Source organism: Martinezella hainanensis (assembly GCF_900094555.1).
GTDB classification, from domain to species: domain Bacteria; phylum Pseudomonadota; class Alphaproteobacteria; order Rhizobiales; family Rhizobiaceae; genus Rhizobium; species Rhizobium hainanense.
This window is the reverse complement of the sequence record NZ_FMAC01000003.1, coordinates 236,726-263,251: the sequence shown is the minus strand read 5'-3', so window position 1 is coordinate 263,251 and position 26,526 is coordinate 236,726. Positions and strand designations below refer to the sequence as shown.

At 60.2% G+C, this 26,526-nt stretch carries 23 protein-coding genes; 3 read left to right on the top strand and 20 right to left on the bottom strand.

Going from position 1 to position 26,526, the window contains the following annotated elements:
- Window positions 1-9: 9 nt before the first annotated feature.
- Genes GA0061100_RS11775 through GA0061100_RS11760 form a run of 4 tightly spaced genes read right to left on the bottom strand, consistent with a single transcriptional unit; the run spans window position 10 to window position 3,619 of the window.
- Window positions 10-753, bottom strand: a complete 744-nt coding sequence (locus GA0061100_RS11775) for an SDR family NAD(P)-dependent oxidoreductase (protein WP_075852887.1) — start codon at window positions 751-753, stop codon at window positions 10-12.
- Complete coding sequence (locus GA0061100_RS11770; RefSeq protein ID WP_075852886.1) at window positions 753-1,598, bottom strand: ABC transporter permease; 846 nt, start codon at window positions 1,596-1,598, stop codon at window positions 753-755. Before GA0061100_RS11770 ends, GA0061100_RS11775 begins: the two co-directional genes overlap by 1 nt.
- 2 nt (window positions 1,599-1,600) lie before the next feature.
- Window positions 1,601-2,500 carry an ABC transporter permease gene (locus GA0061100_RS11765; protein ID WP_075852885.1) on the bottom strand — a complete coding sequence of 300 codons (900 nt, stop codon included), beginning with the start codon at window positions 2,498-2,500 and terminating at the stop codon, window positions 1,601-1,603.
- Window positions 2,501-2,545: 45 nt separating this feature from the next.
- The gene (locus GA0061100_RS11760) at window positions 2,546-3,619 is read right to left on the bottom strand and encodes an ABC transporter ATP-binding protein (RefSeq protein ID WP_075852884.1); all 1,074 of its coding nucleotides are present in this window, start codon (window positions 3,617-3,619) and stop codon (window positions 2,546-2,548) included.
- 539 nt (window positions 3,620-4,158) lie between these two features.
- Between GA0061100_RS11760 and GA0061100_RS11755 the strand changes: the two genes are divergently transcribed.
- The gene (locus GA0061100_RS11755; protein WP_075852883.1) at window positions 4,159-5,169 is read left to right on the top strand and encodes a GntR family transcriptional regulator; all 1,011 of its coding nucleotides are present in this window, start codon (window positions 4,159-4,161) and stop codon (window positions 5,167-5,169) included.
- A gap of 75 nt (window positions 5,170-5,244) precedes the next feature.
- Here GA0061100_RS11755 and GA0061100_RS11750 read toward each other — a convergent pair whose 3' ends face one another.
- Genes GA0061100_RS11750 through GA0061100_RS11730 form a run of 5 tightly spaced genes read right to left on the bottom strand, consistent with a single transcriptional unit; the run spans window position 5,245 to window position 9,498 of the window.
- The gene (locus tag GA0061100_RS11750; protein WP_075852882.1) at window positions 5,245-6,216 is read right to left on the bottom strand and encodes a 5-oxoprolinase subunit C family protein; all 972 of its coding nucleotides are present in this window, start codon (window positions 6,214-6,216) and stop codon (window positions 5,245-5,247) included.
- Window positions 6,206-7,081, bottom strand: a complete 876-nt coding sequence (locus GA0061100_RS11745; protein WP_075852881.1) for a 5-oxoprolinase subunit B family protein — start codon at window positions 7,079-7,081, stop codon at window positions 6,206-6,208. Before GA0061100_RS11745 ends, GA0061100_RS11750 begins: the two co-directional genes overlap by 11 nt.
- On the bottom strand, window positions 7,081-8,466 hold the full coding sequence (locus GA0061100_RS11740) for an acetyl-CoA carboxylase biotin carboxylase subunit (protein WP_075852880.1): 1,386 nt from the start codon (window positions 8,464-8,466) through the stop codon (window positions 7,081-7,083). The genes GA0061100_RS11745 and GA0061100_RS11740 overlap by 1 nt, the downstream gene beginning before the upstream one ends.
- Window positions 8,463-8,705 carry an acetyl-CoA carboxylase gene (locus tag GA0061100_RS11735; protein WP_047635610.1) on the bottom strand — a complete coding sequence of 81 codons (243 nt, stop codon included), beginning with the start codon at window positions 8,703-8,705 and terminating at the stop codon, window positions 8,463-8,465. The genes GA0061100_RS11740 and GA0061100_RS11735 overlap by 4 nt, the downstream gene beginning before the upstream one ends.
- On the bottom strand, window positions 8,692-9,498 hold the full coding sequence (locus GA0061100_RS11730) for a 5-oxoprolinase subunit PxpA (RefSeq protein WP_075852879.1): 807 nt from the start codon (window positions 9,496-9,498) through the stop codon (window positions 8,692-8,694). The genes GA0061100_RS11735 and GA0061100_RS11730 overlap by 14 nt, the downstream gene beginning before the upstream one ends.
- A gap of 258 nt (window positions 9,499-9,756) precedes the next feature.
- Between GA0061100_RS11730 and GA0061100_RS11725 the strand changes: the two genes are divergently transcribed.
- On the top strand, window positions 9,757-10,665 hold the full coding sequence (locus tag GA0061100_RS11725) for a LysR family transcriptional regulator (protein WP_075852878.1): 909 nt from the start codon (window positions 9,757-9,759) through the stop codon (window positions 10,663-10,665).
- Window positions 10,666-10,723: 58 nt separating this feature from the next.
- Here the strand turns inward: GA0061100_RS11725 and GA0061100_RS11720 are convergent, their stop codons facing one another.
- The 10 genes from GA0061100_RS11720 to GA0061100_RS11675 all read right to left on the bottom strand — a co-directional run bounded on the left by GA0061100_RS11720 (window position 10,724) and on the right by GA0061100_RS11675 (window position 23,979).
- Window positions 10,724-12,460 (bottom strand): pilus assembly protein TadG-related protein, encoded by a 1,737-nt coding sequence (locus GA0061100_RS11720; RefSeq protein WP_075852877.1) that lies wholly within the window; start codon window positions 12,458-12,460, stop codon window positions 10,724-10,726.
- Window positions 12,460-12,882, bottom strand: a complete 423-nt coding sequence (locus tag GA0061100_RS11715) for a TadE/TadG family type IV pilus assembly protein (protein ID WP_075852876.1) — start codon at window positions 12,880-12,882, stop codon at window positions 12,460-12,462. The genes GA0061100_RS11720 and GA0061100_RS11715 overlap by 1 nt, the downstream gene beginning before the upstream one ends.
- Before the next feature lie 329 nt (window positions 12,883-13,211).
- Entirely contained in the window at window positions 13,212-13,421 is a 210-nt protein-coding gene (locus GA0061100_RS11710; RefSeq protein ID WP_075852875.1) for a hypothetical protein, read from the bottom strand.
- Between the two features lie 73 nt (window positions 13,422-13,494).
- Window positions 13,495-14,295 (bottom strand): ABC transporter permease, encoded by an 801-nt coding sequence (locus tag GA0061100_RS11705; protein WP_075852874.1) that lies wholly within the window; start codon window positions 14,293-14,295, stop codon window positions 13,495-13,497.
- On the bottom strand, window positions 14,292-15,146 hold the full coding sequence (locus tag GA0061100_RS11700) for an ABC transporter permease (RefSeq protein ID WP_075852873.1): 855 nt from the start codon (window positions 15,144-15,146) through the stop codon (window positions 14,292-14,294). The genes GA0061100_RS11705 and GA0061100_RS11700 overlap by 4 nt, the downstream gene beginning before the upstream one ends.
- Before the next feature lie 92 nt (window positions 15,147-15,238).
- Window positions 15,239-16,411 carry an ABC transporter substrate-binding protein gene (locus GA0061100_RS11695; protein ID WP_075852872.1) on the bottom strand — a complete coding sequence of 391 codons (1,173 nt, stop codon included), beginning with the start codon at window positions 16,409-16,411 and terminating at the stop codon, window positions 15,239-15,241.
- Between the two features lie 48 nt (window positions 16,412-16,459).
- Window positions 16,460-17,557, bottom strand: a complete 1,098-nt coding sequence (locus GA0061100_RS11690) for an ABC transporter ATP-binding protein (protein WP_075852871.1) — start codon at window positions 17,555-17,557, stop codon at window positions 16,460-16,462.
- Between the two features lies 1 nt (window position 17,558).
- The gene (locus GA0061100_RS11685) at window positions 17,559-19,622 is read right to left on the bottom strand and encodes a hydantoinase/oxoprolinase family protein (protein ID WP_075852870.1); all 2,064 of its coding nucleotides are present in this window, start codon (window positions 19,620-19,622) and stop codon (window positions 17,559-17,561) included.
- Entirely contained in the window at window positions 19,619-21,298 is a 1,680-nt protein-coding gene (locus tag GA0061100_RS11680; RefSeq protein ID WP_075852869.1) for a hydantoinase B/oxoprolinase family protein, read from the bottom strand. Before GA0061100_RS11680 ends, GA0061100_RS11685 begins: the two co-directional genes overlap by 4 nt.
- A gap of 113 nt (window positions 21,299-21,411) precedes the next feature.
- Window positions 21,412-23,979: a winged helix-turn-helix domain-containing protein gene (locus tag GA0061100_RS11675; protein ID WP_244557813.1), complete on the bottom strand. Its 2,568-nt coding sequence runs from the start codon at window positions 23,977-23,979 to the stop codon at window positions 21,412-21,414.
- A gap of 438 nt (window positions 23,980-24,417) precedes the next feature.
- Here GA0061100_RS11675 and GA0061100_RS11670 point away from each other — a divergent pair, with 438 nt between their 5' ends.
- Complete coding sequence (locus GA0061100_RS11670) at window positions 24,418-25,752, top strand: peptidoglycan L,D-endopeptidase MepK (RefSeq protein ID WP_244557812.1); 1,335 nt, start codon at window positions 24,418-24,420, stop codon at window positions 25,750-25,752.
- Window positions 25,753-25,783: 31 nt separating this feature from the next.
- Here the strand turns inward: GA0061100_RS11670 and GA0061100_RS11665 are convergent, their stop codons facing one another.
- The gene (locus GA0061100_RS11665) at window positions 25,784-26,482 is read right to left on the bottom strand and encodes a TetR/AcrR family transcriptional regulator (protein WP_075852867.1); all 699 of its coding nucleotides are present in this window, start codon (window positions 26,480-26,482) and stop codon (window positions 25,784-25,786) included.
- Between the last annotated feature and the right edge of the window lie 44 nt (window positions 26,483-26,526).

Below are 26,526 nucleotides of genomic sequence, written 5' to 3'. Positions count from 1 at the left end.
TTTTCTCCTTCAGAGCATCACGTCGCCGGAATTCGGCCCGAGCGTCTGGCCGACGAAGAGGCTTGCTGCCGGCGACGCCAGGAACGCTACGGTCGCGGCCACCTCTTCTGGCTCGCCGAAGCGGCCGAGCGGCAATTCGCGCTTCTTGCGTTCGCGCCACTCTTCGGAAAGGCCGAGCACCAGCGGCGTGTTGATCGGTCCGGGAGCCACGGCATTGACGCGGACCCCGCGGCTGGAAACCTCGCGGGCCAGCGCCTTGGTCATCCCGATGATCGCAGCCTTGGCGCCGGAGTAATGAACCAGCTCGATGCCGCCGATCTGCCCGAGCTGCGAGGCGACATTGACGATGACGCCCTCGCCACGCGCCAGCATCGACGGCAGAACGGCCTTGGTCATCAGGAAGGTGCCGCGCACATGCACCGCAAACATCCGGTCGAAATCCGCAAGTTCGAGGTTTTCGAATGCCGCCTGATGCGCGATGCCGGCATTGTTGACGAGAAGGGCGACGTCGCCGCCGTGCGAGGTCTTGGCGGCGGCATGAATAGCCGCCACGTCCTCGGGTCGGGCGACGTCGCCGGCGATCGCGGTCGCCGCACCGCCCGCCCTTTGGATCTCCGAGGCGACAGCCTCGGCACGCTCGCCTGAGAGGTCATTGACCAGAACCGCATAGCCGTCAGCGCCGAGGCGCAGCGCAATGGCGCGGCCGATACCGGAGCCAGCACCTGTAACGATCGCGGAACCCCACTGCACCATCACGCGTCCTCCTGGATGCGGACGCGCTTGGCGCGTCGGACCGACAGGCCCATCAGGATCGCGTAGGTGCCGAGCAGCGCGAAGGAAAACAGCGTGGTCAGGACGCCGAAGGCAAAGACGTTCGGATGCACCTCGACAGAAAAGGTGCCGTAGATGGCGAGCGGCAGCGTCAGCTCGCGGCCGGAGGCGAACAGGGTGCGCGAAAACTCGTCATAGGAGAGCGTAAAGGCAAACAGCATGGCCGAGAGCACGCCCGGGAAGATGAGCGGGAACGTGACTTTGCGGAAGGTGCGCGCCGGCGTGACGCCGAGCGACCAGGATGCTTCCTCCATGCTCGGATCGAACCGGTTGAAGATCGCGAGCATCACCAGGAAGGCGAAGGGGAAGGTATAGACGACATGTAGCACGAAAGCCGTGCTCCACCAGTGACGATCGATGCCGAAAGCATTGGCGACGAGAGCCATGCCGAGGCCAACGAGCACGCCCGGCACCATCATGCCAAGAACGATCAGATAGAAGGCCACGCCCGAGCCGCGGAACTTGCGACGAAAAGCCTGGGCGGACATGACGCCGAGCACGGTCGAAACGATCATCGTCATCAGCGCCAGTAAAAGCGAGCGGATCAGCGCCTGGTCGATCGGCAAGGGCGCGATGCGCGATGGCGGCGTCAGACCGAAGAGATGCCGGTACCAATAGGTCGACCATTCGATGATCGGGAATTGCGGACCGCCCTCCGGACCGGTCTGAAACGACAGGATCGCCAGAACCACGAGAGGTCCGTAGAGGAAGATCAGAAAGAGGGTCGTATAGACGCCCAGGCCGAGCTTGATGCCGCCAGCATTCATGATCAAAGCTCCTTTCTGAGGTCGACGACCTTGAGCAGGGCTGCGACAACCGCACCCATGATGATTGTCAGGACGACGCCGGCGACGGCGGCAAAGGCCCATTTCAGCGAGCCGACCTGGGTGACGATAATATTGCCAAGCAGATTGACCTTGCGGCCGGAGAGGGCGGCAGACGTTGCGAATTCGCCAAGAACCATGACGGAAACGAAGATCGCGCCGACCACCACGCCCGGCATGGAAAGAGGCAGAATGATCGTACGGAAGATGCGCCAGAAGCTCGCGCCGAGATCCTGGGCCGCCTCGATCACCGAGCCATCGATGCGACCCATCATGAACGCGATCGGCCCCACCATGAAGACGCAGTAGATCTGCGTCATGCCGATGATGACGGACAGTTCCGAAAACAACAGCACCTCGATCGGCTGCCGAATGACGCCCAGATTCATCAGGATCATGTTGATCGCGCCCTCGGTGCCGAGCATCGGCCGCCAGGCAAGCACGCGGATAAGGAAGGAGGTCCAGAATGGGATGACGCAGAGCACGAGAAGCACCGTCTGCAGCGTCTTGTTCTTGATGAGGAGGCCGACGAAGAGCGCCGCCGGATAGCCGACGACGAGCGTCGATACCAGCACCAGCAGCCAGATGCGGATGGTTGTCCAGAGCGCCCCGAGATAGGTGGCGCTTGTCAGGAAGGTGATCCAGCTCTGCAAGGTCAGCGTCGGCTCGATCTTGAAGGTCGTCTGCGTCCAGAAGGAAACATAGACCATCATCAGGATGGGCAGGACGAGGAAAGCGACCATCCAGATCATGCCCGGGGCCAGGAGCCAGAGCGTCTTGTTCGATTTCCGGCGCACGGTTGGGCTTTCCTGCGCGGCTTCCTCGCTTGTCGCGACCATGGTCATATCTCGCTCTCCTTGGAGGGTCCGGAAGGTTTCGAAGGGCTCACATCAACCGAAGACAAGGGCGTCCTCCTTCTTCCAGACGAGCGCATAGCGGTCCTTCTCGACAAAGACCGGCGGACGGGCGTGGCTCAGATGGGATTCGACTTCGAAGACGTGGCCGCCATCGAGCGCAAAGAAGGAATTGACCGCCGCGCCTGAATATTCGCTGGCGATGAAATCGGCCTCGATACCTACCTCGTCATCCGAGAGTGTTGCGCCGCGAAGACGGATCGAAACGCGATCGTAGCGGATCGCGTATGCCGGCTGCGGCGCCTTCCTGCGCGATCCATTCAAAGGAAAGCGGCCGGCCGGTCCGACGAAAGCATCCTCGACGACATCGCCGGCAAAGAGGTTGTAGCAGTTGAGGAAGCGGGCGACCGCTGCGGTCGCTGGACGATTGTAGACGACATCGGAAGCGGCGGCCTGGGCGATGCGGCCGCGATCAAGCACAAGCACCAGATCCCCCATCGCCAGGGCTTCGCTCTCGCTGCCTGTCACATGGAGGAAGGTCACACCGCAGCGCTCGCGGATGGTCTTGAGCTCGTTGCGCATGCGGCCGCGCAGATTGGCATCGAGCGCGCCCAGCGGCTCGTCCAGCAGCACCATCTTCGGCTCCGTCACCAGCGTACGTGCCAGGGCGACGCGCTGGCGCTGGCCGCCGGAAATCTGCGTGACCGCACGATCGTCAAACCCCTTGAGGCCGACAAGCGACAGCATGTCCTGAACCCGGTTCGCCAGAACGCGCGGATCGGTCACAGGATCGACCTTGCGGTTGCGCAAGCCGAAAGCGACGTTTTCGGCGACGGAAAGATGCGGAAACAGAGCGAAGTTCTGAAAGACGAAGCCGATGCCGCGGTCATGTGGCTCCACGCCATCAAGCCGCTTACCGTGAAAGAGGATCGAGCCGGCATCCGGCTCCTCGAAGCCGGCGATGACGCGCAGCAGCGTCGTCTTACCGGAGCCGCTCGGGCCGAGCAGCGAGATGTAGGCGTTGTCGGGCAAAGAAAAATCCACCCTGTCCAGTGCGGCTGACGCGCCATAGGACTTGGTGACTTGGCTGAGTTGAAGAACGGTCGACACCGATTTCCCACCAGTTTCCAGGCAAGGACCATCCTTTAGGCAAAGCATCGCCATCGCCGGGATCGCATCGATCCGGACACCAGACGCTGGTCTGCACTCGCGCATGATCACATGCGCGTCAAAGAGATGTTCCTTGGCGTTTCAAAGAGTTCCACCTGCGGCGCTTCTGACGAGCGTCTTGATGTTGAGAGCATTACATAAATGATTTTTGTATTCAATAGACTTTTTTCTAAAAGCCAGATCTTAAAATTGATAAATTGCGTCCGAAGAAAAGTGAAAGACATAAAGGCTGCAACCATTGCGTAAATTCGACAGAAAAACGCCTACGGCAAGTACCGATCGCGGCACTTACGCTCAATAGTCATTCAGCAAAAAGCACGTCTCGCGACCACGAGCACTGACTGATGTCGCAACGCGTCAATCAAAATCGCGATTTAAAAACATATTTTGTATTCAATATTCATTTATTTTTGCGCTATGTTAGCGCAACAAAACGCGTAAGAGTGAGGCATCAGAACGACGTGAGTCCATTGCATCAGATGACCGAAGACCGTGCGCGCCCCAATGCGCAAAAGCGCTACGAGATCGCCGAGGATGTTCTGCGCAGCAACATCGAAGACCATACGCTGCCACAAGGCGTGGTGCTGCTCGAAGGTCCGATCGCCGATATCCTGCAGATCTCGCGCGCGCCCGTGCAGCGGGCACTGCAGACGCTGGAAAGCGAAGGCCTGGTGCATCGCTTCGACGGGCGCGGCTATCTCGTCGGCCCCGCCGGTCGGGGCATCGAGCCGAACCGCACCGATATCAAGACGCTTGGCCTGACCATCCCGCGCCATGCCGACGAGGCCTTGCAGAGCCGCTCCTCCTGGGAGCGCATCTACAATACCGTCGAGGCTGATGTCGCCGGCTGTGTTGTCTTCGGCCAGTATCGCATCATCGAGATCGAGCTTGCCGACCACTTCAACGTCAGCCGTACCGTCGTGCGTGACGTGCTGACCCGTCTGCGCGAACGCGGTCTCGTGCGCAAGAACCAGTCGTCCCACTGGATCGCCGGCCCGCTGACGGCGCAGATGATCAAGGATCATTACGGTCTGCGCGGCATGCTGGAACCGCAGGCCCTGATCGCCGGCGCCGGTCGGGTCGACCGGGAACGGCTGAACGACCTGTTTCTGCGCCTTAGCGATCTCGAGCGGCGCGAGGCGGCTGATCATCTGGCAGCGCAGGAAACCATCCATGCGGACTTCATCGATATCTGCATCCTCGCGACGCCGAATGAGCGGCTGAAGGAATCCATCCGCAACAACCTGCTGCCTGTCACGGCAACGGAACGATTGCTGCGGCGGCTTGGCCTGCCCGGCGACCCCGCCATCATCACGGAGCTGCGCCTGATCGTGGAACTGCTGCTGCGGGGCGCGGTGAAGGCGGCGGCGGCGATGATGGAGAGCCATCTCGAGGCTTCCGTTAACCGGACGATCGCACAAATGAAGATCGTCGCTATCATCCCCGGCCCCGGCGTGACGGCCGCCTATCTGACCCGCGTTCTCGAGTGAGGCACGGTCGATCCCGGCCGTGTTCCATCTGTTCGGGAAGTGTCGGATCATGAAAGCGGCCATGCGTTTGACCCTCTAAGCCAGAGCCGCACGAAGGCGCGCAAGCAACGCCTGCCGATCCGCCCGCGCCGCCAGCGCCTGATCCATGGTAACTTCTACGAACTGCGTCGGCGTATGTGGCTGCAATTGCCCGATCAGATCCATATCGGCGGAGATCACCGTTCCCAGCATGAAATAGCCGCCGCCGGAAACGGCGTCGCGGTGCAGGATGATCGGCTCCGTTCCGCCCGGCACCTGGATCGAACCATAGGGGTAGCAGCTGTCGACGATATTGGAGGGGTCGGAGCCCGCGCCGAATGGCTGCTTGCGTTCGACGAATTCGAGCTTGCGGCCGCCGCGGAAGCGATAGCCCATGCGATCGGCCTCCGGCGCCACCTTCCACTGATCGGCAAAGAAGTTGCTCTTTGTCTCTTCCGTCAGTCGATCCCAATACAGCCCTGGCAAGACCCTGAGCTCTGCCGGCGTGCCGGGTTTGCGGCGCAACTCTTCCGAAACGGACCGGCCCGCACTTGCCATCGAGCCGGGACCGACGGGAAGCTCGTCTCCGGCGGCGATGGCCCTGCCGTTCAGGCCACCGAGGGTGCCGATCGCATAAGTCGATCGGCTGCCCAAAGCTTCGGGGACGTCGATGCCACCCGATACTGCAATGCAGATCCGCGCGCCGGATTTCAGAAAGTCGAAGCTTACGATCTGCCCTGCCTTGATCTCGAGCGCGGTCCATCCCGGCTGCAGCTCGCCATCGATTCTGACCGGCATGTCGGCACCCGTGACCGCAATCAGCGCATCGTCCAGAAATTCGAGCTTGGGACCCATGAACACGGCCTCGAGCCCGGCAGCGCCCTCATCATTGCCGACCAGAAGATTTGCCGCCCGCATGGCGTAACGATCCATGGCGCCGCCGACGGGAATGCCGAGATGAAAGTAGCCGGGCCGTCCGAGATCCTGAATGGTGGTGGAAAGGCCGTGATGAAGAACCTTAATGGCCATATAGCGTGCCCTCCAGCTTGGCGTTGTATCCGTCGATATCTGCCTGGTACTGCCGAAGGTCGAAACGAACCTCGCGGATCGGTGGAGCGAAGTGCCCCTTGTCAACGTCCTCAACCGCCTGGTCGTAGCCGTCGCGATCAATCGGCCGGAACTTCACGATGTCGCCGGGGCGAAAGAACACCATGAAATCGCGCAGGTAGCTCGTCGATTGCGTGGGGTCGAAGATCGGCATCGGCGTGATGCCGAACATCTGATAGCCGCCTGCTCCGCGCACTGAATAGATGCAGCCGAAGCAGCCGCCATGTCCCACAGTCAGCCGCGGCGTATCCGTTCGCGGGCGCAGATATTTCGGCACTTCGATCTGCCGCTGCCGCTCCACCATCTGATACATAAACGGCAGACCGGCAACGAAGCCGACCATGGAGACGAACCACGGGGATCCGGCATGCGCCGAGATGAAATCCTTCACCGCGTCATAGCCGTTGATCCTGGCGGCGTAGTCGAGATCGGTGCCTGTCGGCTCCTGATGCCGCTCGCGGAAGCGCATCAGGGTCTCATGCGTCCAGGGGTCATTGTAGAAGACCGGGATTTCGACGATGCGGGTCGTGATCACGGGCTCTGCCTTCTCGGCCGCCCCCTCGATCGCCCTGACCTCTCGCAGGAGATCATCCGGCTTGATGAGGTCCGGATCGAACTTGATCTGAAAAGACGCATTGGCAGGGCAGATTTCGGTGATGCCCTTGATGGCGCTCTCGCGCACCCCCTTGGCCATCGACAGGCTCTTGAAGAAAGCTTCGAGCGACATCTCGTCGCTGCATTCGACAAAGAGATGCTCGTCACCTCCGAACGTAAAACGAGCTGGCATCAGGCAACCTCCGCGGCTATGCCGTTAACCGCAGCAAAATCGGTCTCCAGCCAGGATTCGAGAAAACGCGTGTGGAATGCGCCCTTGCGCACCGATGGGTCGCGGGCGAGCGCCAGGTGCAGAGGAATCGTCGTCGGCAAGCCTTCGATCGTCAGATTGGAAAGAGCGCTCGCCAGCCTGTCGAGGCAGGTATTCCGATCCTCGGCCCAGACGATCAGCTTGCCGAGAAGGGAATCATAGAAGGGCGGCACGGTATAGCCGGCATAAAGCATCGTATCGAAACGGATACCCTCGCCTTCCGGAATGGACAATCTTGTCACAGTGCCCGGCGCCGGCAGAAAGCCCTTGGCTGGGTCTTCGGCATTGATCCGGCACTCGATGGCGTGGCCGCGAACCCGAATATCGGACTGCGACAGCGACAAGGGCGCCCCACCCGCCACCTTGAACATCTCCTGCACCAGATCGATGCCGGTAATCATCTCCGTCACCGGATGCTCGACCTGGATGCGCGTGTTCACCTCGATGAAGTAGAACTGCCTGCTATCCTCTTCGTAGAGATATTCGACCGTCCCCGCGCCGCGATAGCCGACCTCCGCCGCAAGGGCCACGGCGCTGGCGCAAAGGCGCTGCCGCACGTCATCCGGCAGCAGGAAGGCCTGCGCTTCCTCCCACACCTTCTGACGTCGTCGCTGCAGCGAGCATTCGCGCTCGAAGCAATGCACGAAATTCCGTCCGTCACCAAAGATCTGCACCTCGACGTGGCGGGCGCGAGTGATGACCTTTTCCATGTAGAGGCCACCATCGCCGAAAGCGGCTGCCGCCTCCGCCGAAGCAAGCGGAAACTGCTCCCTGAGTTCGGCCAGAGACTGCACGATGCGAATGCCACGTCCGCCGCCACCGGCCGCCGCCTTGATCATCAGAGGAAAACCAGTCCGTTCGGCGATCGCCTCCGCGGCACCGATATCGGCAACGCGACCATCACTTCCCGGCACCGTCGGCACGCCGGCGCGGGCGGCAATCGCGCGCGCCGCCACCTTGTCGCCGAGCAGCCGGATGGCCTCGCCACTCGGTCCGATGAAGATCATGCCGGCCGCCTCGACGGCATCGGCAAAATCTCCGTTTTCTGACAGAAACCCATATCCGGGGTGAACGGCATCCACGCCGGCGGCGCGTGCCGCCGAAACGATGGCCTCGATGTTCAGATAGGATTTCTTCGGCGCCGGCGAACCGATATTGATCGCCTCGTCGGCCAGCTTCACCGCGAGCATATCGGCATCCGCCGCGCTATGGACCTGCACGGTGCGAATGCCGAGCGCCTTGGCGGCCTTTATGATCCTGACGGCGATCTCGCCGCGATTGGCAATCAGGACGGAACGGATGGTCATGGGTCCACCTCCGCGATGATCTGGCCGGCCATGACAGGCTCTTCATTGTCGACGAGGAAGGTGATGTTCTTGCCATCGAGCCCGGCCGGTATCTGCTGAAAGGTCTTCATGACCTCGATGAGGCCGATCGTATCGCCCGCGGCAACGGCGTCGCCGTCAGCCTTGAAGGGCGGCGTGTCCGGAGAGGAAGCCCTGTAGAAAGTTCCCGGAAGGGGTGATCTGATCTCAAGCTTGCTCATGGGACCTCCGCGCTGCGTCGCTGTTCAAAATCTGTGAAACGGGTGCAATTCTTATACCCTCGGCAATGAGGGCCTCGCGCATGTAGCGCACGATATCGAGCGCACCCAAAGTATCGGAATGAAAACAGATGGAATCGAACGCGATCGGAATATCCGCGCCGTTGACGGTGCGGACAATACCTTCCGTGCAGGCTCTCACGACCTTGCGGGCGATCGCCTTGGGATCGGGACGACCGGCATCCCTGGTAAAGACGATCCAGCCGGTATCGCCATAATCGCGGTCAGCATAGAATTCGCGGACGACGGGTTGGCCGGCCTCTTCGGCCGCAAGGCAGGTGGCGGAACCATCCATGCAGAAGACGAACATGTTCGGCGCTGCGGTGCGCATGTATTGTATGAAGATCTGCGACAGATCCGGGTTTGCCGCCAGTTCCATGTAGAGGGCGCCATGCGGCTTCACGTGCTGTACCGGCACGCCGTAGCGCCTGGCGAATTCCCGCAGCGCGCCGACCTGGTAGACCAGATCGTTGACCAGCTCCCGACTGGTGCCGTTGATCTTGCGCCGCCCGAAACCCTGGAGATCGTTATAGCCGGGATGGGCACCGACACCGACGCCATGAGCGGCCGCCATCCGCACGGTCTCGTCCATGAGATTGGGATCGCCGGCGTGAAAGCCGGTGGCGATATTGGCCGAGCTGATAAGCGAGATAAGTTCCTCGTCATGCGCGTCGCCGATCCGCCAACGGCCGAAAGCCTCCCCCATGTCGCAATTGATATCGACCGCTTCCTTCAAATGCCTTCCCTCGCACTTTCGTCCCGCTCAGGACCGATACGAAAACGCTAGAGACAAAGATGGCCTTTGAAAAATACAATTTTCAAAGTTTTATTATCTGATAAACTGATACAGGCGCTCAAAATTGCACCAGAAAATATTCAATAATATCAGTATTATATAAAAATTGCGCAAGGATTTATCGAAGTCAGCTCGTTTTTGATCCATGAAATCTGATTAATCGCGGCTGTTTTCAGATAAATAGATGGGAGAATTCTCGTGAGCCTGAGCCTAAGGCAACTCCGCTATTTCGTTGCAACAGCGGAGTACGGGCAGATCTCACATGCTGCAGTGAACCTGTCGATCTCGCAGTCGGCCGTCACCGCGGCAATAAAGGATCTAGAACTGACGGTCGGCGTGTCACTGTTCAATCGCACGCCGCAGGGCATGGAGCTGACCACGGCCGGCCGGCAATTCCTGTCGCATGCCTATGAGATCCTGGCAAAGGTCGATGAAGCGACTCATCTCAATCTGGTCAGCAGCGATATCGAGGGAGAGCTCGTCGTTGCCGCCACCTATACCGTCATCGGCTATTTCCTGCCGCTGCATATCGAGCGCATCCGCCGCCTCTATCCGAAACTGAAAATCCAGCTTTACGAGGTCAATCGCGAGTCGATCGAAGAAGGGCTCCTGACCAATCGCTATGATATTTCGGTGCTGCTGACATCGAACATTCTCAATCCGATGCTGACGACCGAAACGCTTCTGAGCTCGGTGAGGCGCCTCTGGCTTCCGGCCGGCCACGACCTGCAGCGGCGCGACGGCATAGGCCTGCGTGAAATCGCCGAAGAGCCCTACATTATGCTGACGGTGGATGAAGCAGCCCATTCTTCGCTGCGATACTGGAGCCGAAGCCCCTATCAGCCGAAAGTTCTGTTACGGACCAGTTCGATCGAAGCAGTGCGATCGATGGTGGCCAACGGCCTCGGCGTCGCCATTTTGTCAGACATGGTGCATCGCCCTTGGTCACTCGAGGGGCGGCGCATCGAGACCGTGAACATTCAGGATCCGGTTCCGCCCATGGATGTGGGGCTGGCCTGGCGCGCCAATGTTGAATTCAGTCAGCCCATGCTCGCCTTCAGGCGTTATTTCCAGCAGGCCTACAGCCTGCCGGGTACGAACTCCTGATCCGATTGGTCGGCAACCCGGCTTTCTCGCTCGACTACATGGGATCTCAAGGAAGCCATTACTGCACCAGCACAGGCTGCGTGCACCTTGCATCGGTAACGCTCACGTCGGCTTGTCCGATACCGAGACCGAGCAGGCCGAGCAGGCCGTACAGAACCTGATCGAGTGGTGCCGTCACGACCGATAGCGTATCGGCAACGGCCGAAAGCACTCCCGACGGCGTTCCAATGGTCAAGATGAGCAATTGGATGGTGATGGTCGCGTTTTTCAGGAGCGACGAGACCGTGGAGGTCAGGACGGTACTCGTTGAAACCGTCTTGATCGTACCTGCCGAAATCTCCGAAGGCTGAAAGTTCAATCGTGTCGGGCTCATGTTGGCGATATCGACCTGCGCACTCGCGATCACCTTGAGAAGGAGGGAATCGATGATCGCAGCCGGCGTCACCCGCGGTTCGGAGCCGAAGTTTACGAAGGCAGACGTGTTGACGTCGCCCAGATCTACCTCGGCAACACCGGGCACGGCGTCTATACCGACGACCGCGTTCGGCATGGAGCCGCCGACACAGGTAATCGAGGCAAGCTTGGCTTCCGCGGGAGCAAGCTCGATATAGAGCGGCACCCTGAGCTTCAGCCCGGCGATCAGGGACAGACCGGTAACGGCGACTTCGAGCGCAGCACGGACCTGTGGCGTGCGAACAATCGTGCCCGGCGCGCCCACGGCAAGGGCCGGCGTCTGCTGAGACATTTCTCCGATCGCCAGCGTCAGCTTTGCTGTCGCAACGCCTGGCAAAGCGGCCCCAAGATCAAGCGCGATCTGCTTTTGCTGGTTGGCAGCCATTGCCGTCATCGAGATTAGATCCAGCACATTCATATTGGCCGTCAGATTGGGGGAAGTGCCGACGATATTGCTCCCCAAAGGACCGAGGTTCACGATATCCTGCAGCTTGACGGTCAGTTTCGTCGTGCCGAGCGTCTTGCCAAGATTGTTGATGAGGGTGACGACGCCGCTCGAAAGATTGGTCGATTTGCCGAGCGCACCGAGAATCTTGTCATAGGTGACATCGGTCGCGAGAAGCTGGTCATAGCTTACCCCTGTAAGCTTGAGATCCGTCGCCAGGAGATTGAGAAAACTCAGAAGATTGACATTCGCGCTTATGAGCGACTGATAGTCCGCGACCTTTAGGGAGATCTGCGTTCCCAGCAACGTGCCAAGGAGCTGGTTCAGGATACCGCCGTTGAGGCTGGCAAGCCGCGATCCGACCGAGAAGGCGGCCAGACGCTCGCTGGATGCGGTGCCCGTCGCGCTGAGCGTCGGCGGCGTAGCAAAGGCGGAAGCGAAAGGCATCACCGCCTTTTGGGTCAATGTCACCTTGACGGAGTCATACGGTGAGGTTCCTGTAGAGGAGAAGCGGTTTGCAAGCGGGATCGACGCGTCCGCCGTGTAGGTGCCGAGCACCAGATTGCCCACGGTCTCATATTGACCGGAGTTGGCGGTAGCTGTGTTGACGAGCCCCTTGCTCGTCATATAGCTGCTGCCGGAGGCAACCGCCGCCGTGGTGCCATTGCTCTGGAGATTGTTCAAAAGCGCAGTCTGCGCATTTGCGATATCGGAGGCAGCCGATATCGCGCCGATGTCGCTCAGTTGCTGGAGGCGCCGTTGCTGTAGCGTCATCATGCCATAATCGATGCCGAGGCCAAGGCAATAAAGGATCAGAGGCGAGACAAGCGCAGTCGTGACGGCAACGTTCCCTCGCCTGTCTCGCAGAGAGGCGAGCCGACCGAGAAGCCACTCCATCAGAGACCTCCGAGACGAATGGTCGAATAGCGGCGGATGGTTTGATCCGGCATCGCGAATGTATAGAGGTTCCAGATCGGAAGATTCGACGCGTCATAGGCGGCGCTGACGGTGAACTGATTGACATTGGTCGGGTCGGTAGCGACGGTTATCGTCAACTTGCTCTTGTCGATGAAAGCGTCGTTGATCGTCGAGCTGGTGACGAAGCTCTGAACCAGCTGGCTTCGTTCGTCCGCCGACAACCCTGCAATCGCCGTGCGGGCGGCATCGGCCGTCAATTGCTGCAGCGAATGAGCGGCAGTAAGATAGATGGCAAAGGCGACCAGCGTGAGAAGCAGAAGGAAAAAAAGCGGCGCGATGAGAGCGAATTCGACGGCTGCGGCGCCCTCTTTCTCCCTGTTGAAATGAGAAACACGATACATGGTCCTGTCTCCTTCAATCGACCTTCATCTGCGCGATGACGGTCGAGGAGACCTTAGGCTTTGGACGTTAATTTTATATTTCTAAATAAGATATTTTCTAATATTATTTATATCTTAAAGATATCGAATACTTGACGAAATCACCGTTCCACTAGGGAATATCTGTCATGGCAAAATCCCGAGCATGAGAAGCTTGCCACATCGAATATTGGCACCGCGACCTTCTATTTGCAGTCGATCGAAATCTTTCCTTTCCAACCGCTGCTTCTTGCCCGCGCCGCGTATTCGACAGCGCCGGTCTGCTCGATGCCCAGATCAACAACGGACATCTACTTTTTCTTCGGCACCAGATCCCAGCCGCCCTGGATGTTTCTCACGAAACGGCGGTTCCCTTTGTAGTAGGTGACGGCGCCCGTTCGATCTACCTTGATAGACGTCGGCAGCGATTGCGTCGCCGCCTTCAGCCGCTCGACCATGTCAAGCGCCTCCTGCCTCTTACCAGCGCGGATCAGCGCCATCAGTTTCGACTCTTGTTTCATCCTCTATACTCCCGTTGATGGAGGTCTAAGGGCGGGCAGAACTTGCGACTCGTCAGTCCAATTTGCATATGGATCACCCCACTCGGCGTTGCATGAGCAGCGAACGCAGTGCGACGGCCACCACGCAAACGCTTGATACAAGGAAGATTGCGCCCGACATCGCATAGATCGTCGGCGAGGCGCCGGAATTCATTTTGCCGAACAGCACTACCGGCAACGTGTTTTGGCGACCGGCCAGATAAAAGGCGCGCGTAAACTCGTTGAGGGACAGCAGGAACGAAAAGATGAAGGCGCTGATGAGGCCCGGCCGGATCAATGGCAGGGTAATATCCCAGAACTGCCGGAAGCGGCCGGCACCGAGATCGTCCGCCGCCATCAGATAGGTTCGCTTGACCGCGGCAAAGCTCGTCAGGATGACGACGAAGGCGAAGGGCATCGCCCATAGCAGATGGCCGGCAATAACGGTCAAGGCCGATGCCTTAACGCCAGCGCGACTGATCACCGTCGAAAGCGCCAGCCCCTGGATGACTCCAGGTATGAACATCGGCAACAGCACGGTCAGAAACCACAGGCTGCGCCCGCGGTGAAGCTCGCGATGGGCCAGCGCCGCGCCGAGCGACAGCAGCGTCGCGATGACAGCCGTTGCAAGCGCAATGATGATTGATTGCCCGAGCGCGGCGACAAGCGCGCTTTCCGAGCCGAGTGCGAGGTACCATTTCAGGGTAATGTCGGAGAAGTGCGGCAACCCCGGCTGCAGCGCCGGATTGAACGAGACACCAAGCAGATAAAGCGGTGGCGCATAGATCACGATGAGGCCGAAGATGGTCAGAGCCCAGATGACGATGCGCGGGGTCGTTCCTTCCCTGACTGTCATTGGCCGCGCTCCTCGAATAGCGAAGAAAGGCCGAACAGGGCATTGCCGATCAGCACCAGCCCAAAGACGATGACGAGCATCAGCGTCGAGATTGCAAAGGCGAGCGGAAAATTGGCGACACGCATGACGTCGTTGATCATCACCGAGACGATCGATGCGCCAGCGCCTCCAAGCATCTGCACCTCGGTCGAGGAGCCGGCAACCATGACGAAGACGAAGAGGAAACCGGCAAAGACGCCGGAGTAGGTCAGCGGCAGCAACACGGTGCGGACCATCGTCCAGAACCCGGCGCCAAGATCGCGCGATGCCGCCAGCGCGATCGGGTCGACGCGGCGCATGGAGAGCAGGACAGGGAAGGTTGCGAACGGCAGGTAGGAGGCGACAAGCCCGACGATGACGGCAAAATCGCTGAACAGCAACCAGTCGAGCGGCGCATCCGTGATGCCGGCTTGCTGAAGAAGCATGTTGATGACGCCAGTGCGGCCAAGCAGCAGCCGCCAGGAGAAGGAGCGAATGAGATAGGACGTGAAAAACGGGATCGTAAGAAGGGCCGCGAGCACGACGGACAGAGTGCGACCAGCCAGAAAATACATTGCATAGGCAGTGGGATAGGCGATGACGAGGCATATAGCGGATGTCAGGAACGCCTTGCCAAGCGTGGATAGAAACACGCTCCAGCGCCCGGCTTCCAGAATGGCGCCATAGGCGGCGAGGCTGAATTCCGGCTTGATCCAGTAGGTGGCAGAGTCCCAGGCACAAAAGCTCCAGACCACGACAAGAACGAGCGGCGCAAGGCCAAGCGCGAGGATCGCCGCAAGCGGAGCGGTCAGCAATAGAACTGATGTCTTCATAATCTAATCCTCCTTCTCTCGGCGTTGATCCCATCGGCTCGGGGCCGGCCTGTCGTTCGACAGATGCACCAGCCCCGGTCCATTGTGTTAAATCAGGCGTTGCGCAGCTTCTGCCACCACTCTTCGTAGAGTTGGAAATTGTCCGGGCGGCAATTCTGCCAGTAGACCTTTCCGGAGAACTTGGCCTTCACATGGTCGGCAAGCTTGGCTACATCGTCAGGCTTGTATTCGTCCGGATGGGCCTTGGCGTAGGCGAGGTTGTTGTCGGTCGGCACGAGATAGCCGCGCGCCTTGCCGAGTTCGCAACCATAAAGGCCGGCCAGCAGTGCATCGACGAATTTGTGGGCGACGTCAGCCTTGCCGCGCTCCGTGGCACCCTTGAGCAGCACCGTGTTGTTGCCCCAGCCTTCGTAGCCTTCGACGGGAGCCGCATATTCGACCTGCAGACCGCGCTTGCGGCCTTCATAGACGATCGGCTCCCAGCCGGTCATGGCGTCAACTTCTTCATTCGCCACCAGTTGGACGCCCTGTTCCCAGCCATTCCAGAAGGTGCGGAACTGGCCGTCCTTCTTGTGCTTGATCAGGAACTCCATGACGAGGCCGAGTTCGGATTCCGTCAGATTGCCCGGCTCCTTGATCGGCTTGTTCTCCGCTTCCTTGAGATAGATGGCGGTAAAGATGGCGCTGTTGATCCACGCATCTTCCATCGCAACCCTGCCCTTGAGCTTGGGATCGAAGATGACGCCGTAGCTGTCGACCTTGCCGAGCTTGTCGGGGCGATAGATGATGGAGTCGGCGTTGACGACGGTGGGAATGCCGTACTGCTTGCCCTCATAGGTCAAGGTCGGGATATCCTTGGCCCATTGCCAGATGCCGGCGAAATTCGAGATCTTTGAAACGTCCCAGGGCGCAATCAGGCCCTGCTTGGCGAGTTCACGCTCGGCGCCGCCCTGAAAGCCGCCGACATCGAAGAGATCATTGGCATTGCCGGCGGCAAGGCGCGCGACCACCGGACCGACATCGTTGCCGTTATCGGTGAATTCGGGCGAAACACCACTCTGGCGGGTAAATTCCTGCCATTTGTCGCCGATATCGAGCGTCGCAGTGCCCCAGAACGCAACCGTTGCGTCATCAGCCATGGCACGCGTTGCAGAAAGCCCACCGACGGAGAGTGCGGCCGCACCCGCCCCCATCAGCTTGAGCATGTCACGGCGCTGCATATTGCTCCTCAAGGCGGAGGAGACGAGATTATTGCTCTTGTTCATCGTGTCATTCCCTTCCCTCATTTTTCGCTTGTTTCAGCTATTCGGGTTCTACTCATCGCCTCCAGCCAGAGCCGGTATTCCGGAACGATCGATCAGGAGCGCAGCGCCTGGCTTCAGACAGACGCGCACGCTTTCGCCCGGCGAGGGCGGAGTTGCGTCCGCGCTAGTCGTTAACACCACGCGCTGGCTGTCGGCGAAAGCGAGCGTAACGTCATGGCTGAGTCCGCGATAGATGCTTTCGACAACCTTAAGTTCAATTATTTCAGCAACCTCTTCGGCAGCTGGGGCCAGCTCAATGCGGTCTGGGCGGATTGCGACCAGCGCATCGGACGGCGGCGCGGCTCCGGAGAAGCTCGCACTGATGCGCTGTCCAGCAATCGTAACGACAGCCTTGTTGCCTGAAATCACAATGCTTTCGGGCGTCAGGAGCGTGTCGATGCCGACGAAACGGGCAACGAAGGCATTGGCCGGCGCCTCGAAGAAGCGCGACGGCACATCGGTCTGTTCGATCCGCCCCTTGTGCATGACCGCCATGCGATCCGAAAGGCTGAGTGCCTCGTCCTGATTGTGAGTGACGAGAATGAAGGTCGCTCCAGTCCGTTTGTGAAGCCGCCCGAACTCGTCACGCATCTGCTGACGCAGCCGCTCATCAAGCCCGGTCAAAGGTTCGTCAAGCAGAAGGATGCCCGGTTCCATGACGAGCGCGCGCGCAAGCGCCACGCGTTGCCGCTGACCGCCTGAGAGAAGATTGACGTCGCGATCAGCAAAGCCCGAAAGTTCGACGAGGTCCAGTGCACCATCGACCTTGGTCTTAAGGGCGGCACCGGACAGTCCGCGCAACTTCAGGCCGTAGCCGATATTCTGAGCGACATTCATATGCGGAAAGAGCCCGAGCGACTGGAAAACGGTATTCACCGGCCGGCGATTGGCCGGAACATTAGCCATGTCCTTTCCATCAAAAAGCACACGGCCCGAGGTGGGTTTGTCGAAACCGCCGATCAGCTTCAGCAGAGAACTCTTGCCGCAACCGGACGAGCCGAGCAGCGTAAAGAACTCCCCTGCCCTGATGTCGAGCGTCACATCATCGACGGCGTGCGTCGGCCCGTAATTTCTGACGATATGGTCGAGACCGATCGCTATCGCCATACTAGACGCGTCCCCCATCACATTCGCGGATGAGCAACAAGCCCTCCTCGCTCACTTCCAGCTCCTGTCCGGCAAGAACCAGCGATGTCGCCGTCGCCTCCTCGATGACGAGGGGGCCAGCAATCTTCTCGGAAGACGGCAGCCGCGTGCGCTCGTAGACGGGGCAAGACTCCCAACCGATCGTCCCACCAAAATAGACCTCGCGATGCCCTTTGAAGGCCGTCTCCAGCGAACGGCCGGCGCCATCGAGTTTCGGAATGGCGATGACCGTGCCGTGAAGCACGGCCTCCAGATGGATCATCGTGATCTCAACCGGCGAACTGGGCAGGTGGAAGGTATAAGCGCGCTCATGAGCGGCATGGAAACGTTCCGCAAAGCTTCCGGCGTCGTCGTCCATTTCGAAGAGGGCAAAGACGCCGTGCTCCTGTCCGCGATATCGGGCTTCGACGCGGCAGACATAGCGAATCTCGGCAGCATCGCCTTTGGAGAAATATTTGACCGCCTCACGCTTCAATTCATCGAAACGGCGCTTCAGATTGCTGACGGCTTCCGGACCGAGAGGAGAGAACCACGTGCTGCGGAAATCGGCCCGCGGCTCTGCCGCGAGCATTCCCCAGGCCGAAAATATGCCGGGATGCGGCGGCACGATCGTCATCTTCACACCGAGATCGCGCCCAAGGCGCGCAGCAAGAGCGGGTCCTGCTCCCCCTGAAATGACGAAAGCGGCATCGCGTGGATCGTGCCCGCGCTGGACGGTTACCAGCTTCAGCGCATTGATCATTGAGGCATGGGCGATCTCGACGATGGCGAGCGCCGCATCCTCGACCGACAACCCCATCGGCTTGGCAACCGTCGCGATTGCCGTGGCCGCCTTGGACTTGTCGAGCTGCATCTGGCCGCCGGCAAAGCTTGCCGGATCGAAGATGCCGAGTGTCAGCAGTGCATCGGAAAGGGTAGGCTTCTCACCACCACGACCATAGCAGGCAGGCCCCGGCGTGGAACCAGCGCTTTCCGGACCGACGCAGAGCGCGCCGCGCTCGTCGATACGGGCAATCGACCCACCACCGGCGCCGATTTCCACGATATCGACCACCGGCACCTGCACCGGATAGCCGGGGGCGATACGCGTATGTTCGAGCTTGTACTCGCTGTCGAGCGTTGGGCGGCTGTCGTGGATCAACGAGCATTTGGCCGTCGTGCCGCCGACATCGAGCGACAGCACTTCGGATTCGCCAAGCACGGTGCCGATGCGCGCGGCACCCGCCACGCCACCGGCCGGTCCGGATTCGACCAGCGTCAGCGGGCTCATCTGCGCCTGATCAAAGGTGGAGATTCCGCCGTTCGACTGCATGGCATAGTAGGGGCAGGTGAGATCGCGCTCGGTCAGCGCGCTTTCAAGCCGCGCGAAGTAGCGCTTGATGATCGGCTGCACATAGGCATTGAGCACCGCCGTGTTGGAGCGCTCATATTCCCGCCATTGACGGGAGACCTCGTGGCTGGCGCAGACCGTGACATCCGGCAGCGCCTCGGCGATCGCCTTGGCGCAGGCGATTTCATGTTCGGGATTGGCGTAACTGTGGAGGAAGATGACGGCGACCGCCTCGACCTTGCGGGAGCGGCATTCGCGGATGATCGGTTCGAGATCGCCAAGCTCGATAGGCGTCAGCACCCGACCCTTGGCGTCCAAACGTTCGCGCACCTCGAAGCGCAGGCTGCGCGGCACGAAAGCTTCCGGGCTCTTGAACTGGAGATTGTAGAGATCGGGGCGATTGCCGCGACCGATTTCCAACACGTCGCGAAAGCCGAAGGTGGTCACCAGCGCCGTCTTGACGCCCTTGCGCTCGGTGATCGCATTGATGACAGTCGTTCCGCCATGGGCGAAGAAAATCACATCGCGGGTCGAAAGCCCGTCCTTCTTTTCGGCAAGTTCGATCGCCGTTAGCACGCCTTCGGATTGGTCGTGGACGGTCGTCAGGCTCTTGGCGGTAAAGATCTCGCCCGTGCGCTCATCATAACCGACGAGGTCGGTAAAGGTACCGCCTACATCCGTCGCCAGTCTGATCATGACGCCATATCCTCTTCATATCCATACAGGCTGCGCGCCACCTCGCTGGTGATGTAGCCATCTTCAACATCGCGACGGACCTGTTCCGGCTCGCGAGCACGCGGATCGCCCCAGCCGCCACCGCCGCCGGTGATGATCCGCACGAGATCGCCACGGTTCAGACCTATATGCGGCTCGCGGCCAAAATTAAGAACTTTTCCGCCGTTCTCTTCCACCTGCAGAAGATTGATACTGCCGGATTTACCGCCTTCGATCCCCCAGGGAGGCGTGTCCGTTCGTCCGAAGCTGCAATAGGCCGAAGCACCGTCTCCAAGGATTTCATAATCGCGAATGACGCCGAACCCTCCGCGACGGCGACCAGCACCCGATCCCCCCTCGACGTTGAGCGCATAGCGGCGCACGCGCAAAGGAAAGCGCGCTTCGATAACCTCGACGGAATAGTTATAGGTATCGCCATCGGTAAGTGCGATCAGCGCATTGGCGCCATCGCCGTCCCTGCTCGCGCCCCAGCCGCCATGTTGCGGCTCGATGTGGATGAATGGCTGTCCAGCCTCATCCTTGCCGGCGACATAGACGACGCAGAGGCTCGTATAGGAACCGGCGGAAAAGCGCTCAGGCATAAGCTTGGCAAGCGCCTTCCAGACGAGTTCGGAAGCATGCACCGAACCCTCATAATACCAGCCTGTCGGCGACGGCTTCTCGGCAGTGAAAACCGACCCCTTTGGCGCGATGACGGAGAGCGGCCGGAACCAGCCCTCATTGGACGGCGCCTGCGGCGCGACCAGCGCCTTGAAGATGGTGCGCACCGCCGACTGCAGCGCACCCGCCGCGCAGTTGATCGGGCCTGCAACAGCCGGCGGGCAACCGGTGAAATCTGCCGTCAGGCGATCTCCAGCGATCGTGACAATTACCTTGACCGAGATGGGATCGGTGGTGACGCCATCCCCGTCGATAATATCTTGCGCCTCGTAGGTTCCGTCGGGCAGTGCGGCGATGGCGGCGCGGGCCTGCTTCTCGCTGACCGACAAGAGGTGATCGAATGCGGCCTCGACGACATCGGTGCCGTATTTGCGCGCGAGTTCGCCCATGCGGCGAGCAGCAACGCGCACGGTCGCAACCTGCGCCGTGAGGTCGCCGATCGCGACTTCGGGCAGACGGACGTTCTCGCGGATGATGCGCAAGACCTCGCCCGAAAAACGATCGCTGCGGACCACTTTGACGCCCGGCAACCTCAACCCTTCCTGGAAGACGGAGGTGGCGTTGGGAGCAAGCGAGCCCGGAACCGAGCCACCGACATCGAGATAGTGGGCGACATTGATGGCATAGGCCAGTATCCGGCCATCGAAGAAGATCGGCTTGACGATGGCAAAATCGCAGGCATGCGTGCCGCCGGAATAGGGGTCGTTGGTGAGCAGGATGTCACCATCTTCCAAGTCGTCGCCGTAGAGTGCGATCAATGACTTGACCTGGGTGCCGAAAGTGCCGGTGAACAGGGTGATGCCGTTCATCTGCGCCACGAGCTCACCTTCACGGGTGAGGAGACCACAGGCGAAATCAAGCACCTCATAGATCACAGGGCTCATCGAGGTCCTGGCCATGACTACGCCCATCTCATCGACGGTGGCTGCCAGCTTACCCTCGATAATCTCCTGCGTCACCGGATCGACGACGATCACGAATCTACCCCTCGTTATTATATTCGCACGAGTGCAGATTAGGTGTTTTTTCGTCCATCGATAGCCTTCCCGATGGGTGGGCGGCAATACCAAAACCCACCCGAACGGGTGGGTTAGCGATCAAGCATGCCCTTTTGGCGTGCTGCCGTCACCGCCGCAGTCCGCGTCGAGACGTTGAGCTTCGCAAAGATATTGCGCAGGTGAAACTTGATCGTATTGTCGGACAGGGCCAGCATCCGGCCGATTTCCTTGTTGGAAAGCCCCGAACTCAGCAATTCCAGCACCATGCGCTCTCGGCCGGTAAAGGCGTAGCCGCCCTCATCGATGGCGGGCTCTTGCGCCGTCTCCTCACTCATGAGCAGCGACTGAAGACGCTTTCGAGGAACGTTTGCAACCGTTGAATGATTGGCGAGTGCACGAAGCTCCCCGAGCCCCGCGGAGTGGTCGAGATGAAGCAGCGCCCGGTAGTCGTCGAGAGGCATCGTCAAGACGAGATCGGAAAGGCTGGCGGCGGCGAGATCCGCGCGGCCTTCCGCCAGAAGAATTCCTATTTCGATGAGAGCAAGCTCGATCGCGCGCGGAACATGCGGACGTTGCGCCTGACGCATCCTGAACTGATCAAAGACCTCGCGCGCCTTGGCCTTCTCGCCAAGGGCCAGGTATGCACGTGTCCAGAAGATCGCCGGCGTGGCTCCGCGCAGATGGATGGCCAGGGTATTGGCGCGATCTGAAACGATTGCCTGCATGCCGAAGCCATTGGCCTCGGCATGGCGGATTGCCTGATCGAGATCGCCCGATGCCATGAGCAACATGGCACGCTCGCCATCGATCAGACGTGTGAGCCGATCGAAACCGCGCCGCCGCGCCACGGCACGAATGCGATCCATCGCCGCATGGGCGGCAAGCAAATCCTCGCGCATCCGCAGGACCCGTTGCTCGGCCATGAAACCAGCAGCCAGAAGATCGAACCAGGTATCGTGAAGCTCAAGATGAGGCAGCGCCCATCCGAGCATCTCCGCCGCTGTCTCCGCGTCGCCGCGCATCGACAGAACCTCGGCCTTCAACACCTGGCCGACGGCATCGAGATCGCTACCCGGACCGATATTCGTCTGCGCTTCGCAGATCAGCTCGTCATAGGCCGAGAGTGCGCTCGCACAATCGCCGGAGAGAAAGAAGGCCTGGCCGATATGGGTGTAGAGGTGCATGGCGCCGAAATCGGCTCCACCGTCGCGAAAGGCGCGAATGGCCAGATGCCCGTAATGCAGTGCCCGATCAAGCTCGCTGCGGATCAGGAAATTGTAGGAGAGCATGTTGAGCGCCAGCGCCCGATGGATGAGCTCCATTCCATCCGGCTGCCGCAAATCGTCTTCAAGCGCAGAAAGATCGGCCGCCGTCGCCCAGTGATCCGTATAAAGCGCCAGCAGAATGCGCACGACACGCAGGTCCTTTGCCAAGGTCGGGTCTGCAACTGCGGCCCGCTCGGCGATGACAAGATAGTGATTGGCCGCAGCCAGATGCGCCGCCTTGGCGTTGAAGATCGAGAGCCCAAGTGTTGAAAGCGGAAAGCGGACGAGATCGATTTCCGAGGCACGTCCGCTCAAGGCCTGAAAGAGCGTTGCGCCGCCGCGGGTGGTGGCATAGACGCGTCGCCAGCCGCCGGCGGTCTCGACGATACGTGCGGCAAGATTGGCATCGCCTGCCGAAAGCGCGTGATGCACGGCCCGATCTATGTCGCCATGGGCTTCAAACCAGTGGGCCGCGCGATTGAGCGCAAGATTGGCATCGATCCCCCTGCGACTGGCGGTCTTCTTGAGGAACTCGTTGAAGACCGGATGAAACCGCATCCAGTTGCCGGGGCCTGCAAGCAATGTGACCGGAAGGGCGTAGTCAGCCAGCCTTTCACTAAGATCCGCCTGCTCTCTGCTTTCCAGCACGGCTTCGAGCAACGAATGATTGAAGGCTGGAAGGGCGGCCGTGCCGATGAGAAACTGGCGTATGTCTTCAGGCAGATGTTCGAACACCTGCTCCGACAGGTAGGAGCCCATGTCGGCACCGCCGCCGTCGAAAGAGGCCAGAATGCTGTCGCTCTCCTCCGATTCCGATACGAGCAAACTCACCATCTGCAGCGCAACCGCCCAGCCTTCGGTCCGGCGATTGAAAGAACCGACCTGCTCCTCCGTCAGATGAGTGCCCTTACCGGCGAAAAGCTCCCCTGCTTCGGCATCGGTAAAGCCAAGCTCGGCAACGCCGAACTGCTTGAACTCACCACGCAACCGCAGTGCCGAGAGCGGAAAGCGCGGCGGGCTGCGGCTGACCAGCACCAGCTTGACGTGTTCGAGCGAGAGATCCGCGAGGATCTTCGCCATCAGCGCCTCGGTCGCATCCGTCTGGGCGAAATGATAGTCGTCGAGAAAGACGACGAGCGGTCCTTCGATCTTGCGCAGCCGCGTCGCCAGCACGGAAAGCAGTGCTGCCGCAGGCAGATTGCCGGCGTCGGCACCATCTTCGTGAAGCAGCGTCTGCAGGGCATCGATCAGTGCAAGCAGGAAGGCTTCCTGGTTGGTGTGTTCAGCATCGAGCGACACCCAGCAGAGCTTGACGCCATCCTCCTTCAACAGCTCGTACCATTGGACGGCAAGGGAGGTCTTGCCGTAACCGGCAGGTGCGACAATGGTCGTCAAACGGCGCAGCCCGGCCCGCCGGAGCTGCCGCAACAGGTCGCTACGTCTGATTGTTTGCTGCCCACTAGACGGGGGAGCAAATCGATTCTGTCCACTCATGGGGCGGGATGATGATGTCTTGGCAGGCAGTTTGCAACCCACGCGAAAACGTTTGCAAAGCCGGTTTTTCCCCATCTTTCGCAAGGCGACACCTTACAGGCCATGGTTGATGGCTCACAAAATTGCACCGGCATGGCTGAAGCTTTCTGAAATCAGGCTCGCCCAGTCGAACAGGTGACGTCAGCGGCCCATGAATGCGCTCGAACGGACAAAATTTTGCCGTTTCCGGCTATAAACGGTCCGTTAGGGATTTGTTGACCATAATTGGACGGTATAGCGATGCCGCAGACGCGGCGCCTCTGATTTCTGTGTCTATTAGCAAGGGCGAAAGTCGTATCCGTGCATCACGTGATCTTTTCCATTCCGACGACAGTTTTTGCCACGACTTTCTCGTTCGTCGCTTGCCGCGTGGCGCTGATCGCGATGCTGATACTTGGCGCCTTTGCCGGCTCGGCTGCGGCCGAGGATCGTGCGCTCAAGCTCTTTTTCACGCACACGGGGGAAAGGGCGACCATCACCTTCAAGCGCGGCGGCAAGTATGACCCGCGGGGCCTTGCCCAGATCAACCGTTTCCTGCGTGACTGGCGCAAGAACGAGCCGACCAGGATCGATCCGGAGCTGCTCGATCTTGTTTGGGAGGTCTATCGCCGCAGTGGTGCGGGAGAATCCATTCACGTCGTCTCGGCCTACCGCTCTCCGTCAACCAACAACATGCTGAGAGGCCGGTCCCGCAGCTCCGGCGTGGCGAAGCACAGCCAGCACACGCTCGGCAAGGCGATGGATTTTTACATTCCCGGCGTGAAGCTTGCCAGCCTGCGCGCGATCGCCATGCAGATGCAGATCGGTGGTGTGGGCTTCTATCCCAATTCCGGCTCGCCCTTCGTGCATCTCGATGTCGGCAGGGTTCGCGCCTGGCCGCGAATGTCACGCCAGGAGCTTGCACGGCTTTTCCCGAATGGCCAGACACTCCATGTGCCGGCGGATGGCAGACCGCTACCAGGTTATGATGTGGCGATCGCGCAATCCAAAAAGCGGCCATCTCAAATGAGCAGCAGGATCGCAGCTGTCTCGGACGATGATGACGACGCCGGATCATCGCTACCGTCTCGCAACGAGACGCCCGACCGCAGCCTTCTCACCAGCATGCTGCCGACGCCCAGGAGCCGAGCCATCAACGGACTAGAGCTTCAGCTCGGCAAGCGGGTGGAGGAAGAAAACAAGAGCCAGCCCTTTGCCGATCTTGCGGCCTATGCCGTTCCGCTGCCGGCCTGGCGTCCAACCAGCAGCATCGTCGTCATCCCGACGGCCGCGCCTGAAAGACCCATTCCGCCTGCCGTCCTTGCAAGCCTGGTCGTGGGCCGCAACGACGCCGGAAAGCTTGTGGTTTCGGACAACGCAAAGAATACGGCCGACAGCGCCATGGCGAAGATGCAGCCAATGGCACAGCTGCCGAGCTCCGCCGCGCAGGAAGTATCCGGCGGCGTCGGGGCCATGTCGACCGGCGCCATCGTCGCCTGGGCTCTGCAGCCGCCGGGCATGGCGGTCAGCATGACGCTCCCGAGCCTCGTCAGTGCGCCCATTCCGATGCACGACGACATGGCGGAGGCCCAGGCCGGTGCCGCAGCCTATGACGGCGACGACTTCGACGTCGAACGGTTCGGTTTCGAAGGCTGAGGTAGCCTGATACTGCGTTGTTTGCGAAGGGTCAGATCGATTGATCCGGTGATCTCTCCGCCTGCGCCAACAGCGAAAGCTGGGCGAGACCACCAAGGGCAAAGCGAACCAACCGCTCCGCCAGCTCCGCATCCGTCGTCACGTCCCGCCCGAGCGCCGGAATGATCTCGGAGACGCGTTTCTCGGCAACCAGCAGCATGAAACACGGCGCCATCGTCGAAAGTGCCGCCTGAGCGACGAATGGGTGATCCGACGCCACGCCGATGATCTGTGCGATGACGCCGAACAGCAAAGCCTTTTTAGGTTCAATTTCCTCGCGGCGAAGCTTGTCGATATGCGGCGTTGGCGCGATCAGTTCGCGGACAATCACCTTCGCCGGCCATGAATGCTCATTGCCCGTTCGCACGACCTTGACCAGCAGCCCGATAAACCCCCGCAGCTTCTCTTTCGGCTCGATGTCTGCGGCAACCGTTCGGGCAAGCACATCGTAACTCATCAGGCGGTGATGCGCCTCAGCAAGAACATCTTCGTACAGCGCCTCTATGCCGCCGAAGTGATAGTTCACCGCCGCCGCGTTCGTCCCTGCACGCAAGGCGATTTCCTTTGCAGTCGCGCGATCGAAGCCGAACTCGGCAAAGACGGCGCCGCCTGCTTCGAGCAAGCTCGTCCGCGTGGCCGCACCGTCCTGCCGATCCCGAGATCGCGCCGTTCGTCTATTGCCCTTGGCCATTGGTTCTGCCTTCCATTAATTCAAATATTAATTTGAAATTTGAA